General features: G+C 70.9%; 18 protein-coding genes. 13 read left to right on the top strand and 5 right to left on the bottom strand.

The features are described from left to right. Positions 1-117: 117 nt before the first annotated feature. The gene (locus ACH34Q_RS21175) at positions 118-1164 is read right to left on the bottom strand and encodes a class I SAM-dependent methyltransferase (RefSeq protein WP_395984718.1); all 1047 of its coding nucleotides are present in this window, start codon (positions 1162-1164) and stop codon (positions 118-120) included. A gap of 145 nt (positions 1165-1309) precedes the next feature. Here ACH34Q_RS21175 and ACH34Q_RS21170 point away from each other — a divergent pair, with 145 nt between their 5' ends. From ACH34Q_RS21170 to ACH34Q_RS21120, 11 genes are all read left to right on the top strand, one after another. After that, positions 1310-4111 carry a BTAD domain-containing putative transcriptional regulator gene (locus ACH34Q_RS21170; protein WP_395984717.1) on the top strand — a complete coding sequence of 934 codons (2802 nt, stop codon included), beginning with the start codon at positions 1310-1312 and terminating at the stop codon, positions 4109-4111. A 222-nt stretch (positions 4112-4333) separates the two neighbouring features. Next, positions 4334-5935: an alkaline phosphatase D family protein gene (locus ACH34Q_RS21165; protein WP_395984716.1), complete on the top strand. Its 1602-nt coding sequence runs from the start codon at positions 4334-4336 to the stop codon at positions 5933-5935. A gap of 127 nt (positions 5936-6062) precedes the next feature. Continuing rightward, entirely contained in the window at positions 6063-7178 is a 1116-nt protein-coding gene (locus ACH34Q_RS21160) for an RNA polymerase sigma factor (RefSeq protein ID WP_395984715.1), read from the top strand. Positions 7179-7286: 108 nt separating this feature from the next. Then, complete coding sequence (locus ACH34Q_RS21155) at positions 7287-7643, top strand: ArsR/SmtB family transcription factor (protein WP_395984714.1); 357 nt, start codon at positions 7287-7289, stop codon at positions 7641-7643. Continuing rightward, positions 7640-8032 carry a VOC family protein gene (locus ACH34Q_RS21150; RefSeq protein WP_395984713.1) on the top strand — a complete coding sequence of 131 codons (393 nt, stop codon included), beginning with the start codon at positions 7640-7642 and terminating at the stop codon, positions 8030-8032. Before ACH34Q_RS21155 ends, ACH34Q_RS21150 begins: the two co-directional genes overlap by 4 nt. 177 nt (positions 8033-8209) lie before the next feature. After that, on the top strand, positions 8210-9265 hold the full coding sequence (locus ACH34Q_RS21145) for a FecCD family ABC transporter permease (protein WP_395984712.1): 1056 nt from the start codon (positions 8210-8212) through the stop codon (positions 9263-9265). Further along, positions 9262-10323 (top strand): FecCD family ABC transporter permease, encoded by a 1062-nt coding sequence (locus tag ACH34Q_RS21140; RefSeq protein WP_395984711.1) that lies wholly within the window; start codon positions 9262-9264, stop codon positions 10321-10323. The genes ACH34Q_RS21145 and ACH34Q_RS21140 overlap by 4 nt, the downstream gene beginning before the upstream one ends. Before the next feature lie 72 nt (positions 10324-10395). Then, positions 10396-11277 carry an ABC transporter ATP-binding protein gene (locus ACH34Q_RS21135; RefSeq protein WP_395984710.1) on the top strand — a complete coding sequence of 294 codons (882 nt, stop codon included), beginning with the start codon at positions 10396-10398 and terminating at the stop codon, positions 11275-11277. 86 nt (positions 11278-11363) lie between these two features. Then, the gene (locus tag ACH34Q_RS21130; RefSeq protein ID WP_395984709.1) at positions 11364-12413 is read left to right on the top strand and encodes an iron-siderophore ABC transporter substrate-binding protein; all 1050 of its coding nucleotides are present in this window, start codon (positions 11364-11366) and stop codon (positions 12411-12413) included. 2 nt (positions 12414-12415) lie between these two features. Next, on the top strand, positions 12416-14212 hold the full coding sequence (locus tag ACH34Q_RS21125; RefSeq protein WP_395984708.1) for an ABC transporter ATP-binding protein: 1797 nt from the start codon (positions 12416-12418) through the stop codon (positions 14210-14212). Next, entirely contained in the window at positions 14209-15909 is a 1701-nt protein-coding gene (locus ACH34Q_RS21120; RefSeq protein ID WP_395984707.1) for an ABC transporter ATP-binding protein, read from the top strand. The genes ACH34Q_RS21125 and ACH34Q_RS21120 overlap by 4 nt, the downstream gene beginning before the upstream one ends. A gap of 448 nt (positions 15910-16357) precedes the next feature. On the opposite strand, the gene ACH34Q_RS21115 is transcribed toward ACH34Q_RS21120, so the two are convergent. From ACH34Q_RS21115 to ACH34Q_RS21100, 4 genes are all read right to left on the bottom strand, one after another. Continuing rightward, positions 16358-16825 (bottom strand): hypothetical protein, encoded by a 468-nt coding sequence (locus ACH34Q_RS21115; protein ID WP_395984706.1) that lies wholly within the window; start codon positions 16823-16825, stop codon positions 16358-16360. 9 nt (positions 16826-16834) lie between these two features. Further along, the gene (locus tag ACH34Q_RS21110) at positions 16835-17128 is read right to left on the bottom strand and encodes a hypothetical protein (RefSeq protein WP_395984705.1); all 294 of its coding nucleotides are present in this window, start codon (positions 17126-17128) and stop codon (positions 16835-16837) included. Between the two features lie 156 nt (positions 17129-17284). Next, complete coding sequence (locus ACH34Q_RS21105; protein ID WP_395984704.1) at positions 17285-18535, bottom strand: serine hydrolase domain-containing protein; 1251 nt, start codon at positions 18533-18535, stop codon at positions 17285-17287. An 80-nt stretch (positions 18536-18615) separates the two neighbouring features. Further along, on the bottom strand, positions 18616-19773 hold the full coding sequence (locus ACH34Q_RS21100) for a hypothetical protein (protein WP_395984703.1): 1158 nt from the start codon (positions 19771-19773) through the stop codon (positions 18616-18618). A gap of 129 nt (positions 19774-19902) precedes the next feature. Between ACH34Q_RS21100 and ACH34Q_RS21095 the strand changes: the two genes are divergently transcribed. Beyond that, positions 19903-21042, top strand: coding sequence for a sensor histidine kinase (locus ACH34Q_RS21095; RefSeq protein WP_395984702.1), 1140 nt, complete (start codon positions 19903-19905; stop codon positions 21040-21042). 7 nt (positions 21043-21049) lie between these two features. Further along, on the top strand, positions 21050-21745 hold the full coding sequence (locus ACH34Q_RS21090) for a response regulator (RefSeq protein ID WP_395984701.1): 696 nt from the start codon (positions 21050-21052) through the stop codon (positions 21743-21745). Positions 21746-21883: the final 138 nt, after the last annotated feature.

Here is a 21883-nt window from a genome sequence, read left to right as displayed (position 1 = left end):
CACGCTAGGGCCGCCGGAGTAAACGATCACGTGGCCGGTTGACCAAGAAAGTCCCAAAGGAGCGGCGGGACGTGCCGGGCGGCGGTCACGGGCAGGCCGCGACCGCCGCCCGCCGCCTTACGGCCGGATCTCGTAGACCGCGTTGAACGGGGTCTGCGCGGCCCGTCGGAACCGGGTGAAGCCCGCCTGCGTGACCACCTCGCGGACCGCCGCCGCACCGGCCTGCGCCCCCAGCGCGTGGCCGCCCGGCTGGGAGAGGGCGTTGGGCACGCAGAGGAGCGTGGAGGCGCTGTAGTACAGCCGCCCCACCGGGTTGAGGTTCTCCTCGACCTTGTCGGAGGCGAACGGCTCCACCAGCAGCCACGTCCCGTCCGGGGCCAGCGCCTCCCGTACCCGCCGGGCGGCCGCGAGCGGGTCGCCCATGTCGTGCAGGCAGTCGAACATCGTCACCAGGTCGTAGCCCGTCCCGGAGAAGGTCTGCGCGGTGGCCACCTCGAAGCCGACCCGGTCGGTGAGCCCGGCCTCGGCGGCCCGCTTGCGCGCGAGCGCGATCGAGTCGTCGTGGTAGTCGGAGCCGGTGACCGTGGTGTTCGGGTACGCCTCGGCGATGAGCGTCGACGACGACCCCAGCCCGCAGCCGATGTCGGCGACCCGGGCCCCGGCGGCCAGCTTCGCGTCGACACCCTCCAGCGCCGGGATCCAGGTCGGCACCAGCTCGGCCGCGTAGCCGGGCCGGAAGAACGCGTCGCACCCGACGAAGACGTCCTCGTGGTGCTCGTGCCAGCCGACGCCGGCACCGGTACGGAACGCCTCGGTGATCCTCGGCTCGGCCCGCAGCGCGCCGAGCGTGGTGAGGAACGCCGCCGGGACGTTGGGGCCGTTCGGGTCGGCCAGGCAGAACGCCTGCTCCTCCGTCAGCGAGAACCGCCCGCTCTCCGGCTCGTAGGTGACGTACCCGCCGGCGGCCTGCCCGCGCAGCCACTCGGTGAGGTACCGCTGGTGGCATCCGGTGCGTTCGGCGAACTCCGCGGGCGTCGCGGGCCCCGTCGCCAGCGAGCGGTAGAGCCCCAGCCGGTGGCCGATCACGACCGAGCCGGCGGCGTCGGTCGCCCCCAGATCGAGCGTGACCTGGCCCATGAACGCGTTCACCTTTTCGTGGTCCATCTGTGGTCCCCTTCCTGCCGGACCGGCCCATGCCGGTCACAACAGAAGGGTCGGCGCGCGCCCTGTCACGCCCCTCGCACGGGCTATCTTCGTGCTAACAGGCCGAGCCCGACCCTTGTCGCGGACGGTCGCACCTGGGGGTGCCATGGCAGTCGAGCACGTGACGCCACCGGTTCGGCTGGAGGTTCTCGGGCCGTTACGGCTTCTCATCGACGGCGCCCCAGTGGACGTACCGGGCCCGAAGCGGCGCGCGGTGCTCGCCCTGCTCGCACTCGCCGAAGGCCGGACCGTGACGGCCGACCGCCTCGTGGACGCGCTGTGGCCGTCGGAAGTGCCCGAATCGGGACGCCAGGCCCTGCACAATCACGTGTCCCGGCTGCGCGGGCACTTCGGTCCGGCGGCGGCCCGCCTCGAGACGCGCCACGACGGCTACCGGCTCGCACTCGAACGCGACGAACTGGACGTGGCCCAGGCGCGAGCGTTGCTCGCCACCGCACGGCACCGACCCGCCGACGCGTTTCCCCTCCTACAGGAGGCGCACGGGTTATGGCGAGGGCCGGTTCTCGCCGACCTCACCGAGATCGCGCCCATCGCCGCCGCGATCGAGGACTACGCGCACCTGCGCCGCGAGGTGACCGACGCGCTGATCAGCGCCGCCGTCGCCGCAGGACAGGCCGGCGCGATCCTGGGCCTGGCCGCCGCGTCATCGGCCGCCGACCCGCTGCGGGAGCCCGCGATCCTCCTGCACATGCGGGCGCTGGCGGCGACCGGCCAAGCACCCGAGGCGCTGCGCGTCGGACGCGACCATCGGCGCCGGCTGGCCGACGAGACCGGCCTGGATCCCTCTCCCGCGCTGAACGAGACCGAGCGTGACATCCTCAGCGGGCCGGCGCCGCCCCGTACCGAGGAGCCCGCCCGCCCGGCGACCCGGCTGATCGGCCGCGAGTCGCAGGTCGCGGCCCAGCACCGGCTGCTGGCGGCCGAACGCCTGGTCACGATCGTCGGCCCCGGCGGCGTCGGCAAGACCAGGGTCGCCGTCGAGATCGCGCGGCAGAGCGATACGGCGACGGTGCTGCTGCTCGCACCGGTCACCGATCCCGCCGCCATCCCGCACGCGCTCGCGGCCGCTCTCAACCTCAGGGTGGACCAGGGCGACGTCCTCTCCGCCTGCGTCGCCGTTCTCGGCGACCGCCCCGGACTCCTCCTGATCGACAACTGCGAGCACCTGCTCGACGGCGTCCGGGACGCCGTGGACGTCATCCTCTCCGCCTGTCCCGGCATCTCCCTGCTGGCCACCAGCCGCGAACCCCTCGGCTTGGCCGCCGAACACGTCTCACGGCTGGCACCGCTCCCGCTGCCCCGTCCCGATCAGGACCCCTCGCAGGCTCCGTCCGTGGCGCTCTTCCTCGACCGGGCCCGCCGCGTACGCCCCGGCTCGCCGGCGGACCCGCGTACGGTCGCCGACATCGTGCGGCGCCTCGACGGGATGCCGCTGGCCATCGAACTCGCGGCCGGCCGGCTGTCCACGTTCTCCATCGCCGACCTGCGCGACCGCCTCGACCGCTCTCTCGACCTGCTCGGCGATGGCAGGCCCAGCGCCGATTCCCGGCACCGGACCCTGCGCGCGACCATCGAATGGTCGTACCGGCTCCTCACCGAGGACGAGCGGCGGCTGTTCCGGCACCTGTCGGTCTTCCCGGACGGGGTCGACCTCGACACCGCCGAACGGCTCGCCGCCGGCCTGGGCCTGGAGAGCGATCCCGGCAGCGTGCTGGCCCGCCTGGTCGACGCGTCCATGATCGACGCCTCGTTCGAGGGAGCCGCCCGGTACCGCATGCTGGCGACGCTGCGGGCTTTCGCTTTGGATCGGCTCGCGGCCGCCGGCGAGGAGAAGGCCTCCGCCCGGCACCTGCTCGCCTGGGCGGTCGAGCTGACCGGATGGATCGGCGCCACCATGACCACCGAGCGCGAGCCCGAGGCCGACGCCGTCCTGCGCCGCGAGCTGCCGAACCTGCGCGCCGCCTGGCGGTCGGCGCGCGGCCAGGAGTCCCTGGACGACGCCGCGGCGATGGTCATCGCGCTCTACCAGGCGGTCGCCTACCGCGACCTGATCGAGCTGCGGGACTGGGCGGAAGAACTGGCCGGCGACCCGGCGCTCGCCGGCCACCCTCGTGCCGCCGCCGTGCTCGGAACCGCGGCGGAGGCCGCGTACCACCGCGGCGACCACCGCCAAGCCGACCGGCTCGCCCGTACCGGACTGGCGATGGCGACCGACAAGGACGGATCATCGTCCTGCCTCATGGTGCTGTCGGTGGCCGCCCTCGCCCGCGGCGCCTACGGCGAGGTGGTCGAGCACTCCCTGACCGCCGCCGTCCTCACCGGCCCACACCGGGAGAACCTCGGCATCGCCGCCCTCGCGACGGCCTACGCGGGCGACCTGGACGCCGCGCGGACCCTGAACGACCAGGGCCTCACCGGCGCGGTGTCGCCCACGATGCACTCGTGGGGCGCCTACGTCGCCGGTGAGATCGAGAACCTGGCGGGCCACGGCGACGCCGCCGAGCGCCACTACCTCCGCGCCATCGACCTGGCCCGCGACTCGGGCGCGACCTTCCTCGTCGGCGTCGCCACCGTCGGGCTCCTGTCCGTCCGCGCCACCGCGGGCCGCGTCCACGAGGCGCTGGGCGGCTACCGCGACGTCATCGACTACTTCGCCCGCAGCGGCAACTGGACCCACCTGTGGGCCACCCTGCGCAACCTCGCCGACCTCCTTCGCCGACTCGGCGACGGAGCTCCGGCCGCACTGATCGACGCCGCGGCCGCCCAGGCCCCCGACGCACCCGCGATCAGCACCCCCGCCCGCGCGCCGGCACCGCCGCCTCCCGGCCGCGCCGCCGTCCTGGAACTGGCCCGCCAGGCGATCGAACGCAACCTCGCCCACCCCTGAACGCACCGGTCGGCTCAGCCCGCCTCCCCGTACCGATCGTGAAGGCGACCGGCTGTGACGGCGCATGTGGGTCGTGCCGCATCGATGGGAAGATCATGACTTTTATAACGTCTTCCTCTGTGCAGATCACAAACAGATGTGTGATGATCACGCTCTGCTTATCGACGGCGACTCCTCCGTGATGGTTTGCTGGCGGCCGGTCGATCAAGGTCAGGAGGCCCCATGGGTCCAGTTGGTGCGTCGCGGATGTCCCGGCGCGGGTTCCTCGGCTTCGGCGGGGCGACGGCCACCGCGATGGTGGTCGGTACCGGCGCCTGGGGCGCGTCCGGCGCCCGCGCCTTCGCGGAGAGCCGCGACCTGTTCAGGCTCGGGGTCGCCTCGGGCGATCCGCTGCCGGACGGCGTCGTGCTGTGGACGCGGCTGGCGCCCGATCCCTTCGCGCCCGACGGCAAGGCGGGCATGCCGCACCGGCCGGTCAAGGTGGAGTACGAGGTGGCCCGCGACGAGCGCTTCCGGCACGTGGTGCGCAGCGGGGCGGCGGTAGCGACGCCCGAGCTCGGGCACTCGGTGCACCCGGAGATCCAGGGGCTCCAGCCCGGCCGCGAGTACTTCTACCGGTTCCGCGCCGGCGGCCAGGTCTCCCCGACCGGCCGTACCAGGACGCTGCCGCCGCGGACGTCCAACCCCCGCAGCCTCAGCTTCGCCTTCGCCTCCTGCCAGGCGTGGCAGGACGGGTACTTCACCGCGTTCGACCACATCGCCGACGAGGACATCGAGATGGTCGTCCACCTCGGGGACTACATCTACGAGTACGAGATCACCAACTCCAACCGGCGCGGGGTGCAGGTGCCGGCGCAGTTCGGTACCGAGGCCTTCGACCTGGCCCGGTACCGGCTCCAGTACTCGCTCTACAAGTCCGAGGCACCGCTGCAGAAGGCGCACGCCCGGTTCCCGTGGATCGTGACACTGGACGACCACGAGGTGGTCAACGACTGGGCGGGCGACACGGTCATCCTCGGCCGCCACCCCAACCCGTCACCGGAGGCGTTCGCCGCCCGCAAGACCGCCGCGTTCCAGGCCTTCTACGAGAACCTGCCGCTACGGCGGGCCCAGATGCCGGACGGCCCGGACATCCGGCTGCACCGGCGCCTGTCGTACGGGAAGCTGGCGACCCTCACCATGATCGACACCAAGAGCTACCGGGACACCCAGGCCTGCGGTGTGCTCGGGCCGGTCGCCGGCTGTGACGAGCGGCTCGACCCGGACCGGACCCTGCTGGGCGACCGCCAGCGCGACTGGCTGCTGGACGGCTTCAGCAGGTCCGGCTCGCGCTGGCACATCCTGGGCAACCAGGCCCCGATGGCCGAGGGCGACTGGAGCCTGGAGCCCGGCAAGCAGCTGTGGATGGACCCGTGGGACGGCTACGCCGCGGACAGGGCGGCGGTACTCGGCGCCGCGCACGACCGCGGGGTACGCAACCTGGTGGCCATCACCGGCGACCGCCACCAGAACTACGCCTGCGACCTCAAGCGGGACTTCAACGACCCGGACTCGCCCACGGTCGCCAGCGAGTTCGTCGGCACCTCGGTCAGCAGCAGCGGTGACGGGGCGGACATGACGAACGAGGGGAAGACCCTCCTGGCGGCCAACCCGCACATGAAGTTCTTCAACGCGCAGCGCGGCTACGTGCGGGTCAACGTCGACCGCGAGCGCTGGCAGAGCGACTTCCGCGTCCTGCCGTACGTGCAGAAGCCGGGCGCACCCGTGACGACGCGCGCCTCCTATGTCGTGGAGGACCGCCGCCCGGGCGTTCAGCCGGCCTGACCACGAGCAGGCCTCGGCCTCCTTCTCGGTGCCGCGAGGCGACCGGGTGAAATGCTCGGCGATGTGCGGACATGTTCCTTCGTCTGGTCCCTTCGCCTCTCCGAGGCGTGCGACGAGAGGAGAGGTCGTGCCATCCCCTGTGGAGGATCCCCACCCGCCCGATGACAGACGGGCCCGGTTCGAGGACATCTATGCGTCCAACCGGGCCCGGATCCTCGGGTACGCGCTGCGCCGTACCGCCGACCCGCAGGACGCGGCGGACGTCCTGGCGGAGACGTTCCTGACGGCCTGGCGGCGGCTGGACGACGTCCCGCCGGACGGGCAGGCGCGGCTGTGGCTGTACGGGGTGGCGCGGCGCGTGCTGGCCAACCACCACCGCGGAGAGCGGCGCCGGACCACGCTGGCCGCCGATCTGGCCGACCGCATCACCGCCACCGATTTCGTCCGTTCCGCCGAGGAGCCCAGGCGCTCGCTGCGCGTGGTCATCGGCCTTCCGCTGGCCGCCGCTGGAGTGACCTGCGCCGCCGTGACGGTGGCGGTGGTCGCCCAGGAGGACCGGCCCGGCCTCCGTCCGGCGCCGAGCACCGCCGAGCCGACGCGGAGCCCGAACATCAGGCTGGCCTCGGCACTGACGTTCAAGCGCCAGGGCGACTTCATCAACGTGCGGGTCCGGGACCCGCTGGCCGATCCCGAACGGTACAAGGCGGAGTTCGCCGCCCACGGGCTCAACGTCGAGCTCACGTTCGTGCCGGCCTCCCCCTCCATCGTCGGCACCGTGGTGATGATGGAAACGGAAGGGGACTCCGCCGAAGGCGACATCACGACGATCACCGCCAAGGGCGAGTGCGAGACCGGCGGCGGAGGCGACGCCTGCCCGGTCGGCGTGCGGGTCCGGACCACCTACGAGGGCCGCACCATGATCGCCTTCGGCCGGGCCGCCCGCCCGGGCGAGCGGTACACCAGCACCGCGCCGGTGACGGCACCGGGCGAGATCATGCACGGAATGACCTTCCGTGGCCACCGCGTGAGCGACGTCCTGGCCGCGCTGGAGAAGCGGAAGGTGACGGTGCCCGAGTTCCGCTACGAGGACGCGAACCAGAGCACGGACATCCCGGCTGACCAGGTCCAGCCCACCTGGTACGTACGGGACGCGACGCCGTTGGCGAAAGGCCAGGTGCTGCTGTTCGTCGGCGCCGAGCCCCCGCCGCCGCCGCCCCGGAATGGAGCCCCCGGTGCCCCGTGACCGGAACGCACGGCAGCCGGCCGGCGCCCGCCCCGTCGCGGGCGCCGGCCGTCCCGTACCTCGACTTATCTTGACAGGCAAGCACAGACTTGCGTAACGTCTCCACTCGTGGGAGACGTCTTCAAAGCCCTGGCCGACCCGACGCGGCGCACCATCCTCGACGAATTGACCGACCGCGACGGTCAGACGCTCTTCGAGATCTGTTCCCGCCTGACGGGTAAGCACCAGCTGGGCTCGTCGCGGCAGGCGATCTCGCAGCACCTCGACGTGCTCGAGGCCGCCGGCCTGGTCGAGACCAGGCGCGAGGGCCGGTACAAGTTCCACCACATCAACACCGGACCGCTCGAACCGATCATCGAGCGGTGGCTCGCCAGGACCGGCAAGCCCACCACGACCGACACGACCGACACAGGCGTCGGCGCCCGCCCTGACGGCAGCGCGGGCGCGGAAGGGGGATCGACATGAGGATCAACCTGACGAGCGTGCTCGTCGACGACCAGGAGAAGGCGCTGCGGTTCTACACCGACGTGCTGGGGTTCGTGAAGAAGCACGACGTCCCGATGGGCGGCGAGGACCGCTGGCTGACCGTGGTGTCCCCGCAGGACCCGGACGGCGTCGAGTTGCTGCTCGAGCCCAGCGGGCACCCGGCGGCGAAGCCGTTCAAGGAAGCGCTCGTCGCCGACGGCATCCCGTTCACCTCGTTCGCCGTCGACGACGTCAAGGCCGAGTACGAGCGACTGCGCGGTCTCGGCGTGCGCTTCACCCAGGAGCCCGCCGACATGGGCACGGTGACCACGGCCGTGCTCGACGACACCTGCGGCAACCTCATCCAGATCGCTCACCAGGCGACCTAGCGCTGCTCCCCGTTGACTCGTGGCGTGGTCGCCCCGGGCATCGCCCGGCGAGGCGAACACGCCACGAGTCAACGCAAGGGGGCGGCCGGATCGGCTGCCGGGCCGTTTAGGTTAGGCTCCCCTTATTTGGCGGCGATTCCGGGGGAACGTGGTGCTTGCCCGACTTGACGGACGTGGATGAGCACGCTCACGGAGTCGCGGCCCGCGTCCGGAGTCGCGGCGGCCCGGCGGCGGCGGATCGTGGGGTTGGGCGTGCTCGTGGCCGTGCTCGTCCTCGCGGGAGCGGCCTCGCTGGCCGTCGGCGCGCGGGCGCTGGGCCCCGGCGAGGTCTGGCGCGGACTGTTCGCGTCGCCGGGCCCCGACCAGCGGCTCACCGAGATCAGGCTCATCGTGCAGACCGTGCGGGTGCCCCGTACGGTGCTCGCGATCGTGGCGGGCATCGCCCTGGGGGTCGGCGGGGCGCTGATCCAGGGCTGCACGCGCAACCCGATCGCCGACACGGGACTGCTGGGAGTGAACTCCGGCGCCTCGTTCGCCGTGGTGTCGGCGATCGCCCTGTTCGGGTTCACCGACCCGTTCCAGTACGTCTGGTTCGCCTTCCTGGGGGCGGCGGTGGCGGGTGTCGTCGTGTTCGGGCTGGCGAGCATCGGGCGGGGAGCCGGCAACCCGCTGACGCTCGTGCTGGCCGGTCAAGGGATCACGGTGTTCCTGATCGCGATGACCACGGCGGTCTCGCTCTCGGACCAGGCGTCGCTGAACGCGCTGCGGTTCTGGAACGCGGGCTCGGTGGCAGGTGTCCGCTTCGACGTCATCTGGCCGGTGACCGCGTTCATCGCGGTCGGCCTGGTCCTGGCGCTGTCCACGCTGCCGGCTCTCAACCTGCTGAACCTGGGTGACGACGTGGCGCGCGCACTCGGGGTGAACATCGCGCTGCGCCGGACCGTCGCCATCGTCGCCATCACCCTGCTGGCGGGTGCGGCGACGGCCGCGTGCGGCCCCATCGCCTTTCTCGGGCTGATGGTCGCCCATGTGGCCCGCTACCTGACCGGCCCGGACTACCGCTGGCTGGTTCCGTACGCGGGGCTGCTCGGCGCCGTCGTCCTCCTGGCCTGCGACATCGTGGGACGCGTGGTCGTACGGCCCGGCGAGCTGGACGCGGGCATCGTCGTCGCCCTTCTCGGCGCCCCGTTCTTCGCGGTTCTGGTGTGGCGCGGAAAGTTCAAGGCCGCATGAACGAGACGGATGTGAAGCGTCCGGTACCGCCGGGCGTACGGCTCGGCCACATGTCGTTCGTGTGGAGGCCCTGGCTCGTCCTCGTCACACTGCTGCTGGCGGCGGCGACCTTCCTGACGTTCTGCCTGTCCATCGGCGCCGGGGACTTCCCCATCGCGCTGCCCCGGGTGATCGCCACGATCCTCGGCGGCGGCGAGCAGGTGGACCGGTTCGTGATCATGGATCTGCGGATGCCGCGCGCCCTGGCCGGGCTCATCGTGGGGATCGCGCTGGGGGTGTCCGGGGCGATCACGCAGTCCATCGCGCGCAACCCGCTGGCCAGTCCGGACATCCTCGGGATCACCGGGGGCGCCAGCGCGGTCGCGGTGTTCCTGGTGACGGTGTCGGGCGGCACCGCCGCGGCGGTCGTCAGCACGGTGGGTCTGTCCGCGGCGGCGCTCGCGGGCGGTCTCGGCACGGGGCTGCTGGTGTACTTCCTGGCGTGGCGCCGCGGGATCGACGGCTTCCGGCTCATCCTCATCGGCATCTCGGTGAGCGCCGCGATGCATGCGATCACGAACTGGCTGCTGGTCACGGCCGACATCCGGGACGTGGCCCGGGCCCAGGCGTGGCTGATCGGCTCGCTGGACGGCCGGACCTGGGACGAGGTCTGGATCGCGCTCTGCTGCACGCTCGTCCTCCTGGCCGTCGTGGCGGGCGTCGCGTTCCAGTTCAGGCCGATGCACTTCGGCGACGAGGTCGCCGCGGGCCTGGGCGTCCGGTTCTCGCTGGTGCGGGCGGTCATGCTGCTGTGCGCGGTGCTGCTGGCCGGTGTGGCGGTGAGCGCGGCCGGCCCGGTCCCGTTCGTCGCGCTGGTGGCGCCGCAGGTGGCGATGCGGCTGGCGAGGTTCCCGACGCCGCCGCTGGTCGCCTCCGGTCTGGTGGGCGCGCTGCTGCTGAACGGCTCGGACCTGGTGGCGCGCACGGCGCTGCCGGTCACTCTCCCGGTCGGCGTGGTCACCGCCGCGATCGGCGGCCCCTTCCTCGTCTACCTGCTGGTACGGGCGAACCTCAGATAGTCCGTCAGATCTGGCAAGGATGTCCAGGGATGGCTCTGTAAAAGTTAGGCAAGGCTAAGTACAGTGGATCTTGTGGCCGCGCAGCGCAGCATCGCGATCGATTCCGGGGCCGGTACCGCCGTACGGCTGGCGGCCAGAGGGGTCAGGGTCGGGTACGGCGACCGGACGGTCATCGACGACCTCGATGTGGCGATCCCGCCCAGAGTGATCACCACGATCATCGGGCCCAACGGCTGCGGGAAGTCGACCCTGCTGCGGACCCTGTCCCGGCTGCTCAAGCCGGCCAGGGGCACGGTCGTCCTGGACGGTGAGGACATCGTCAAGCTCAGGACCAGGGACGTGGCGAAGAAGCTCGGCCTGCTGCCGCAGGCACCGGTCGCGCCGGAGGGGCTGACGGTGGCCGACCTGGTCGCCAGGGGCCGCCATCCGCACCAGAACTGGATGCGGCAGTGGTCGTCGGACGACGCCGATGTCGTGGAGCGCGCGCTGGCCATGACCCGGGTCTCCGACCTGGCGGACCGCCCGGTCGACTCGCTGTCGGGCGGCCAGCGCCAGCGCGTCTGGATCTCGATGACCCTGGCCCAGGGCACCGACCTCCTGCTGCTGGACGAGCCGACCACCTACCTGGACCTGGCGCATGCGATCGACGTGCTCGACCTGGTGGACGACCTGCACGAGTCGGGGCGCACCGTGGTCATGGTGCTGCACGATCTCAACCTGGCCACGCGCTACAGCGACAACCTCATCGTGATGCGCGCGGGGGCGATCCTGGCTCAGGGGCATCCGCGCGACGTGGTCACCGCCGAGCTGCTGTACGAGGCGTTCGGCCTGCGCGCCAAGGTGATCGACGACCCGGTGGGCGACCGGCCGCTGATCGTGCCGATCGGCCGGACCCACGTCCAATCGGACGAGGCGCCGCCCGGCAAGGGACGGGCCGAAAAAGGTCAAGTTTAGGTAAGGCTAACCTTATCTTTGCATGCTAAAGTTTTGCCTGCCCCAGCCGGGGCCGCAGTGGATACCGTGAAAGCAAGGGATTTCTGTTGCCCCTCCATCGAACGACTCTGACGAAATCCTGGCGGCGGTGGGCGGCCGTCGTATCCGCCGCGACCCTCGGCGCCGGCCTCCTCGCGGGATGCGGTTCCGACTCGACGGACAAGCCGGGCGGTGACGCCCCGGCCGCCGCTGCCGGCGCGTTCCCGGTCACCGTGGAGCACGCGTTCGGGTCCACGCGGGTCACCAAGGCCCCCCAGCGGGTCGTCTCCGTCGGCTACACCGACGACCAGGCCATCCTGGCGTTCGGCATCAAGCCGGTCGGCATGGTCGACCAGTACCCGAACCCGCCCGGCAAGACCCCCGACATCAACACCCAGTGGCCCTGGGTGAAGGACAAGTGGGGCGCCACCCGTCCCGAGGTCGTGATGAACAACGGCGACTCCGGCCCGAACTACGAGAAGATCGCCGCGCTGCGGCCGGACCTGATCATCGCGGTCTACTCCGAGATCGACCAGGCCGGCTACGGCAAGCTCTCCAAGATCGCTCCGACGGTGGGCCGTACCAAGGCCGAGAAGGAGCCGTTCAGCGCGCCGTGGCAGGACAACGCGGTGCACATCGCCAAGGCGCTCGGCCAGGAGGCGGAGGGCACCAAGCTGGTGCAGGGCATCCAGGGCAAGCTCGACGCCGCTCGCAAGGCGCACCCGGAGTTCGCGAACCAGACCGCCGTCGCGCTGTCCTGGTACAAGGACTCGGTCGCGCCGTTCACCACCACCGACGTGCGCGGACGGCTGATCTCGGGCATCGGCTTCAAGGGCGCCACCGAGATCGACAAGATCGCCGGCGGCAAGTTCTTCACCACGCTGTCCCCCGAGCGCATCGACCTCATCGACGTCGACCGCATCTTCGTCATCAACGACAAGGCGGACCAGGAAGCGCTGAAGAAGTTCGAGCTCTTCACCAACCTCGCCGCGGTCAAGGGCGGCAAGGTGTCGTACCTGCTGGACAGTGAGGGCCCGGCGGTCGGCGCGGCCATGTCCCAGGGCACCCTGCTGTCCCTGCCGTACGCGATCGACGAGATGGTCAAGTCGGTCGGCTAGGTGTGAGCATCACTGATACGCGCGCCTCCCCGGCGACCCTGCGCACGGCGACCGGTCGGGAAGCCACCCGATGGGTCGCCGCGCACTGCCGCCAAGTGCCCTGGCTGGCGACCGCGAGCGTGCTCACCACGGTGGCCGGGGCGGCGCTCCAGGTGCTGCCGGTGCTCCTGCTCGGCCGGGTGGTCGACGGGGTCGTCGAGGGCGAACCGCAGTCGCTCCTGGTCACGATCGGCGCCCTGATGGTGGCCGCCGCGCTGCTCGGCGCGGCGGCCACCGCGGCGTCGACGTACCTGATCGGGCGGCTGGGCGCGGACCTGCTCGCGCGGCTGCGGGAGAGCGCCGTCCGGGCGGTGCTGGGGATGCCGAGCGCACGGATCGAGCAGGTCGGCCGGGGAGACGTGCTCTCCAGGGTCGGCGACGACGTGGCCGTGCTGTCCAAGGGCATCCGGACGGCCGTCCCCACGATCTTCTCGGCGGGCGTCCTGGTCGCCATCGCCACCGTCGGCATGTTCGGCCTGGACTGGCGGCTCGGCCTGGCGGGCGCCGGAGCCCTGCCCGCGTACGCGCTCGCCCTGCACTGGTACCTCCCCCGGTCCGCCCCGCTCTACCAGAAGCAGCGGGCCGTCCAAGCGGACCGGGCGCAGGCACTGATCAGCGGCCTGAACGGGATCGACACGGTCCGGGCGTACCGCCTTGAAGACGCCTTCCGCGACAAGGTCACCACTGAGTCCTGGCGGGTACGCGATCTCGGCATCGAGGTCTTCCGGTTCTTCGGCCGGTTCGTCGGCAGGGAGAACCGTGCCGAGTTCATCGGGCTGGTCCTGATCATCGTGGTGGGGTACGCCCTGCTGGAGGCCGACGCCGCCAGCCTGGGCGAGGTGTCGGCGGCCCCGCTGCTGTTCCACCGGCTGTTCAACCCCCTCGGCTCCATCATGTTCACCTTCGACGAGGCGCAGAAGTCGGGCGCGAGCCTGACCCGCCTGGTCGGAGTGCTGGGGGAGGCCGCGGAGGACCGGCTGGTGGGCGACACGGCCGTCGCGCCGGCGGGCGCCGGGGCGTACCCGGTGACGGTCGAGGGGCTGACGTTCGGCTACCCCGACAGCGAGCAACCGGTCCTCCGGGACATCGACCTGACGATCCCGGCCGGCGGCTCGCTCGCGCTGGTGGGGGCGACGGGTGCGGGCAAGACGACCCTGGCCGCGCTGATCGCGGGCCTCGGGACGCCGCAGTCCGGAACGGTGCGCATCGGGTCCACCGACCTCGCCGGCCTGGACGAGGCCGGGACGCGGGCCCTGGTCAGCATCCTGACGCAGGAGACGCACGTGTTCTCCGGCCCGCTCGCCGCCGACCTGCGGCTGGCCGCGCCGGCGGCGACCGACGCCGAGCTGATGGACGCCCTCCGCACGGTCGGTGCCGACGACTGGGTCGACGCGCTGCCCGAGGGGCTGGACACCATGGTCGGTGAGGGCGGCGAACGCCTGGACGGCACCAAGGCCGCGCAGATCGCCCTCGCCCGCCTCGCACTGGGCCGGTCACCAGTGGTGGTGCTGGACGAGTCGACCGCCGAAGCGGGCAGCCAGGGCGCAGCCGAACTGGAACGGGCCGTACTGGCCGCGTGCCAGGGCCGTACCACGCTGTTCGTGGCGCACCGGCTCAGCCAGGCGATGACGGCCGACCGGATCGCCGTACTGGACGCGGGACGCATGGTGGAGCAGGGAACGCACGAAGAGTTGGTGGCCCTGGACGGCCGGTACGCCCGACTGTGGCAGGCCTGGCGAGAGGGCAGCACCCCTCGATGACGACTCCTGACACGCAGCGGCCCCGTACGGGGTCCGAGATCCTCTGGACGACACTGCGCCGCAATGTCGGCGCCATGACGTCGGGCACCGTCCTCATGGGCATGTACCAGGCGGGCGAGACGGCCTTCCCCATCGCGCTCGGCCTGATCGTCGAGCACACGATGCGGGACCGGAGCCTCGACTCGCTCGGCCTGGCGATCGTCGCGCTCGCCGTCATCATCACGACCGTCTCGTTCTCGTGGCGGTTCGGGATGCGCATCCTGCAGAAGGCCAACACGACCGAGGCGCACCGCTGGCGCGTCCGGGTCGCGGCCTGCGGGCTCCAGCCGGTGGCCAGGGACGTCGACCTCAAGTCCGGCGAGGTCCTGACCATCGCCACCGAGGACGCCGACCAGACCGCCGACATCATCGAGGTCGTACCGCTGCTGGTCAGCTCGCTGGTCGCGGTACTGATCGCGACCATCGCGCTGGGCATGGCCAGCATCCGCCTCGGCCTGCTGGTGATCCTGGGAACCGCCGCGATCCTGACGATCCTCAGCGTGATGTCCAAGCGGATCGGCACGAGCACCCGCGAGCAGCAGGCCCGTGTGGCACGAGCGGGCGCGAAGGTCGCCGACCTGATCACCGGCCTCCGCCCCCTGCACGGCTTCGGCGGCAACCACGCGGCGTTCCGGTCCTACCGGGAGGTCAGCACAGAGGCGAAGCACCAGGCCATCACGGTCGCCCGAGTGAACGGCGCGTACGCGGGCACCGCCCTGGCCATCAACGCGACCCTCGCCACCGCCGTGACCCTGACCGCGGGCTGGCTCGCGTTCCAGGGCCAGATCACCATCGGACAACTCGTCATGGCCGTGGGCCTGGCGCAGTTCATCATGGAACCGCTCAAGCTGTTCTCGGAGATGCCGAAGTACGTGATGATCGCGCGCGCGTCGGCCGAACGAATGGCCCTGGTCCTGGCCGCGCCACCGGCGCAGACCCCAGGTCCGGAACGCCCGGCAACGGGCGGCGATATCGAACTGGACTGCGTCGACTACGGAACCCTGCACAAACTGAAGTTCCATGTGCCCGCCGGCGAATTCGTCGCGATCGCCGCCTACCAGCCCCGCACGGCGGCCGACCTCGTATCGATCCTGGCCGCCAACGTCCCGCCCGACGCGTACGAGGGCGTGGTGCGGATCAGCGGACAACGAGCGACGGACCTGTCGATCGAGGCGCTCCGCGAGCACATGCTGGTCAACCCGTACGACGGCGAGATCTTCGCGGGCACCCTCCGCACGAACATCGACCCGTCGGGCACCAGCCGGATGATCCCCGAAGCCGTCGCGGCGTCCATGCTCACCGACGTCGTCGCCCTCCACCGCGCCGGTCTCGACCACGCCGTCCGCGACCGCGGCGCGAACCTCTCCGGCGGCCAGCGCCAACGGCTGTCACTGGCCCGAGCCCTGGCCGCCGACACCGACGTCCTCGTCCTGCACGACCCGACGACCGCCGTGGACGCGGTCACCGAACAGCTCATCGCCCGCAACATCGCCGAACTGCGCCGGGGCCGTACCACCATCGTGATCACCAGCAGCCCGGCCCTGCTGGACGCCGCCGACCGGGTCCTCGTTCTGGACGACGGCGCCATCACCACGGAGGACACCCACCGCAACCTCCTCAGCACCAACGAGACCTATCGACAAGCCGTAGCCCGATAACCAGCCCTGCCCGCCCTGCCGACCGTCTTGTCCTGCCGGCAAAGGGCACCGAGAATGTCGGTGAACGGGGAGGGGCGGTGCCATGTGGGCCGTATCAGTGCAGGCGCTCTTCGGGCTCTGCGGCGTAATCATGGTCGGCGTGGCGGTGTCGAGGCTGCGTTCGCCACCGGAACGAGGCCGCCCCGACTCCCTGAGCCTCTATATGAACCACTTCTTCGACTGCTTCGGGATCCTGATCGTCGGCTCAGTGTTCACGGGTCTAGCCGTCGCAGCACTTTTCTTCGGATACTCCATCCGCGTGGCCCCCTGGCAACAATTCGCTCAGGTCGGACTCTTCGTACTGGCAGTGACCATGGTGCGATTCACGTGGAACAGGGCACGCAGGCGCCGGCGTTCCTGACCCGAGACACAACCAGCCGCCGTACATCACGCATCACCGCCGAGCGTCTCATCCGGGCACGGTTGGGCTTGGTGTGATGGGTTCGACGTGCAGTTCTGAGAAGACAAGGGTCAGGTTGTGAGCGTTGGTCTGGATGTGGACTTCGTGGAAGTCGATGCCCAGGGCGGAACTCCAGCGCTCGGCCGTGGGCGAGCGGGCGACGATCGTCGCTCCGGGGTAAAGGTCGTGCCACCTGACTCCCCAGACGAAGCCGTCCAGGTCGACACCGGTCGCGTAGTCGGTCAGGCGGTCGTCCAGAGACCTGGTCCAGATGTCCGGGGGAACGGACGTGTCGCAGTGCGCCTGGACGCAGTAGCGGAACAGGTAGCGCACTTCGGTCGACGGGCTGTCGGCGGACAAGGCGGCCGCGAGGTAGACGATGACCTCGTAATCGCGCATGTAATCCACGAAGCCGTGCCGGATGACGGCACCGTCGAAGATCTCGTCCAGTGCCTGCTGGAGGGCTGCAACGTCCATGGGACAGGTCTACCGCGATGGGTGGGCGAGCGGGCTGCGTGAGCGGTGACGTCGTACCGCAGCGGGCGGCGCGCGTTGAAAGCCGACGGCCTGGCACATCCGGCCGCTCTCGGTGTTGCCCTGGGACTCGGTGGTCAGCGCGAAACGGCGCAGATCCGACGTCGCCGCGATGGCGTGAATGCCTGAGGCGAAGTCGGGCTGGTCATCAGTGTCGACCTCAGGGCCGTCATAGGCGTCGGGATCGTCCAGCCAGTCTGGATCAACGTAGAGAACCCGGTGCTCGCCCACTTCATCATCCGTCATGATCCACGATGTTCACACACCCCCTGAGGGGGCTCGTGCGGAACGGACCATCCGTCACCTCGCGGAGAACGGTCCCGGACCCGGCGGGGAGTCGGCCACCATCACCGACCGGCGAACGTGGGCCGAGGCGGCGACGCTCAAGGAGCGCTCATGTCGTCACCGGGGCGGGCAGAGCGCTTGGCGGACGGCTTGGTCTTGGAGGTTCTTCATTGACCGGCTGATCGGTGTCGGGACTTCGTTGCCGTTCGAGTCCACTTGGTGGTAGCCGCTCAAGGTGAGGACATAGGTGAAATGGCGTCGGCCGTCGTCGCTGACCAGCACGTCGGTGTGGGTGCCGGCGAAGGCTCCGTTGTGGCCCCAGAACCGTCCGCAGCCGGGGATCTCGTTCTTGATCAGGCCGAGGCCGTACCCGCGCATGGTCATGCCGGGCGGGGGCTCGAAGGACAGCGGAACGATCTCTTTCATCTCGGCGAGCAGGGACGGTGGCAGCAACCGTCCGCTCAGCAGGGCGCGGAAGAAGATGGCCAGGTCGGACGGGGTCGAGAGCAGGCCGCCGGCGGTGGAGTCCCAGCGCATCCGGAAGACGCTGTATTCCCCGGTGATGTGCTGGGCGTCGCTTCCTGTGTAGGCCTTGGCGTGCGCGCGTGGGATGTGAGCGCGATCGCCGAGGAAGAACGTGTGCCTGAGTCCGGCCGGCCGGATGACGTGCTCGGCGATGTAGCGTTCGGCGTCCTGTCCGGTCACCGTTTTGATGATCATGCCGATCAGGATGTAGTTGGTGTCGGAGTACTCCTGACGCTCCCCCGGCCGGCTGGTGGGCGGCTTGGCCAGCCCGATCCTGGCCGAGTCCTCGGGTTGCAGCCGGGAGAACCGGAGCGCTTCCAGCCTGGCGCGTCGTACCTCGTCCTCGTCGGGGCCGGGTGGCACAGCGAGGTAGCCGTACTCGGCGATGCCGCTGGTGTGGTTGAGCAGCATCCGTACGGTGATGCGCCGGCCTCGATCTCCGGGAACCACGGTCGGCAGGTACCGGCCCACCGGTGCGTCCAGGTCGATCTTTCCCTTGGCAGCCAGTTGCAGCGCGGCGGTGGCGGTGAAGGTCTTGGTCACGCTGGCCACCCGGTGCGGGTAGTCGGGGCGCATCCGGCGGCCGCTGCGGAGGTCGGCGACCCCGGAGGCGCGGTTCCACGTCCATTCGCCGTTGCCGGTGGACGCCATCACCCCGGGCATACCGGCGGCATGAACGGCGTCCAGGGCGCGGTCCAGTGCGTTGGACGTGCCGGCGGGCCGGTGCGCCGGAGCAGGACTCCGAGGCTCCAGTGCGTTGGCCACCGGGGCGGTGGCCGACGACATCAGCGCCACGGCGGCCACGATGGTGGCCGCGCCGCGCCGGCGATATGACTTGATCATTTTGATGACCCCTTTGCGAGTCGACGTGTGACGTGGATCGAAGGACGAGTGACCGTGGGAACAGGCAGGCCGGCGGCGGGCTAGTGGCGGCCGCAAGAGCCGCACCGGCCGCGGCGGCGGAGGTAGTACGCGAGGGTCGCGGCGCCCAGGGCGAGGCCCCACAGCGTCCAGAGCTGGCTGGGCGCGGAGAGCACGAGGTCAGCAACGCCGTCGGTGGGGGCGTGGCCGAGAATCAGGGCGCGGTTGAACAGCAGTCCCGCCTCCGTCACGAGCACCGTGACCAGCGAGGCGGGGATGATCGCCGTGCGGGGCCGCACCGGCTTGCCACGCAGGTACGGGATCCAGCGCGGGTAGATCTCGCCCCAGCGCTGGACAAGGCCGAGCGTGAGGACCGTGCCCGCCATCCCGAATGTCGCCAGCCCCGCACCGGCCCACCAGATACCGGGAGACTCACGCGCCTCCCGCCGGATGTCCTCGGTGGCATAGCCGAGCGGGATGGCCAGGGCGAAGGCCCACCGTGTCAGCGCGTACAGCAGGGGAATCGCGACCGCGACCCCGACCGCCCAGCGTCCCCACCGTGCTGCGCCGGCGGGTGTCGTCCACCCGGTCAGGACGTCCCCGATACGGCCGCAGCGACCGCACGCGCCGCGGACCCTGCGCCGGTAGGCGACCGCCGTGGCCGCCCAGGCCAGCCCGCCACCGATCAGCAGGAACTGGTTGAGAACCGGCCATTCGAACATGCCGGGCCCGAAGAATTCGACGCCCTTCGGCCAATCGAACAACGACCGGCCGACCAGGAGCACCGGCGTACGACCGACCGCGGCCAGGGGTCGGTAATCCGGAATCAGCAAGGTCAGCGTCACCGCCGCCGTCCAGGCCAAGCCCAGCAGCGCCGCACCGGGCAGCGATCGCATACGGGTACGCGCCATCAGCATCGCCGACAGCGCACCCACCAGTCCCAAGGCGGCGATCACCGGTGCGCCGCCGTCCCGCCGGGCCGACGCAAGGATCGATACCTTCGCGCCGAGCGGATCGTCCACCGTCCCGAACGGGAAGCCCGCCCCACCGAAGCACCAGTACAACCCGAGCAGGCCATACAGCAGCGACCAGCCCGCCGCCACGTACGCGGCCCACCCGGAGCGGACCCCGGATGAGCCGCCGGCCGAGTCGCCGACCGTGGCCGACGGGGACCGCGCCGAGGTCCCTGAACGCGACGCCATCTCTTCTGTGCTGCTCATGACTCAACCCTCGGTGGCCACCGATACACACGACCATCTGCCGTTCGGGAGGTTCCGGGTCCGTGTGCCGCGGTCATCTCCCCCGATCGGGGGAGGGGCTGCGCTCACCGTCCGGTTACTCTCGGCCATGTGCGAGACCGACATCCGTGGCGGCACCTGCGTGCTCGGCCCAAGATCGCGTGGATCGCGGGATCGGTGGCCGCCGTCTCCATTGCGGCGACCGCCGCCGTCATCGTCTACAGGCCGGCGCTCGGGCACACCGCCCGGGCGGAGGCCACGGCGGAGGCGGTGGCGCTCCTTACCCTCATCGCCGTCGTGGTCCGTGTGGCGCCGCGGCGTCAGGCGACCGTCTCCGGCACGTTGCTGGGCGTCGCGGTGGGCGTGTGGGTGTGGCGATTCGACGACGAGACGCCATCGTCGACCATGCTCGAGGCGGTGGCCTGGAGCGCGCTCTGGACCGTCTTCTCGATCGGCGCGGCACTCATCGGCGGCTGCCTACGGTGGACCGACGCGCGCCGCCGCCGCGCGGTGGCGCACTCCCACCAGGCCGTACGCCTGGAGATAGCCCGGGATCTGCACGATTTCGTCGCACACGACATCAGCGGCATCGTGGTCCAAGCCCAGGCGACCCGATTCGTCGCCGACCAGGACCACGACCTCGACCGGGCGCTCGCCGCCCTGGAACGCATCGAGGTGGCCGGACTCCGAGCCCTCGCGTCGATGGACCGGACCGTGCACATGCTCCACGACCCCGGCCCTCGCACGCCGATCGGGGAAGCATCGGCGGCCGTCCCCGGCGATGCACCTGCTCACGCACCCCTACCGGGCCTGACGGACCTGTCCGAACTGGCCGAACGGTTCTCGGCGGCCGGGACGGCGACCGTCCGGCTCGATCTCGCCCCTGATCTCGCCGCCTCGTTACCAGGAGACCTGAGCGCCACGGCGTACCGGATCGTTGCCGAGGCACTGACGAACGTACGGCGCCACGCCCCGACCGCGACCACGGTCACCACCACCATCCGGCCTTCGGACAGCTCAGCACTGGAGATCGCGGTCATCAACGACGGCACTTCCCCCGTCCGGGCGTCGGTGCCGCGAGCCGATCGCCACGGTGGCTTCGGGCTGGCCGGCCTCACCGAACGGGTGCAGGCACTCGGCGGCACACTGACCGCCGGGCCGTACTCCAGCCAGCGCTGCGGCCGAGCCCTCGACGGCTGGCGCGTGACCGCCCTCCTGCCGCTGACCGGCTCCGACTCCGCGATCGGGTGAGGACCGCATGACCTCGGCAACGACCCGCATCCTGATCGCCGACGACCAGGCCGATGTACGCAGCGGCCTGCGCCTCGTGCTGGACGCCCAGCCCGACATGACCGTCGTCGGTGAGGCCGCCAACGGCGCGGCGGCGATCGAAATGGCCCGGCACCTGAGGCCCGACATCGTGTTCACCGACATCCGCATGCCTCGCGTGGACGGACTGGAGGTCACCCGGCAGCTCTCCGGACCGCAGGTATCCGACCCGATCCGCGTCATCGTCATGACCATCTTCGACCTCGACGACTACGTCACCAGGGCTCTGCACAACGGAGCCTGCGGATTCCTGCTCAAACGCTCCGGCCCCATGCTGCTCATCGAGGCGGCCCGCGCGGCCATGGCCGGAGACACGATGATCAGCCCGCAGATCACCGTACGGCTGCTCCGCCGTCTCACCCCGCCGCCGGCCGCCACCCGGCCCGACGCCGGCGTGCTGACCACGCGTGAGCTCGACATCGCCCGCGGCGTCGCGCACGCCAAGACCAACGCGGAGATCGCCGCCGATCTGTTCATCTCACCGGGCACCGTCAAAACCCACATGGCCAGCATCCAGGCCAAACTCAACGCCCGTAACCGAGTCGGCATCGCCGCCTGGGTCTGGGCAACCGGCCATGTCGAGCCACTAGGGGGACTGTACGGACAAGAGCGACGGAGCTTTTGACCGGACAGACCCGTCGTGGGCGGATCCTGGTGGTCGAGCGGAAGATCGTTCCTGCCGCGATCAGCCAAGGTGCGGAGGCCACGATCTTCAACCGCGGACGCTCCGGTCCCATACCACCTGTGTGCGACATCAACACCG

This window comes from Actinomadura sp. 9N407 (genome assembly GCF_044326315.1).
GTDB lineage: Bacteria > Actinomycetota > Actinomycetes > Streptosporangiales > Streptosporangiaceae > Spirillospora.
This window is presented reverse-complemented; position numbering and strand designations above follow the sequence as displayed.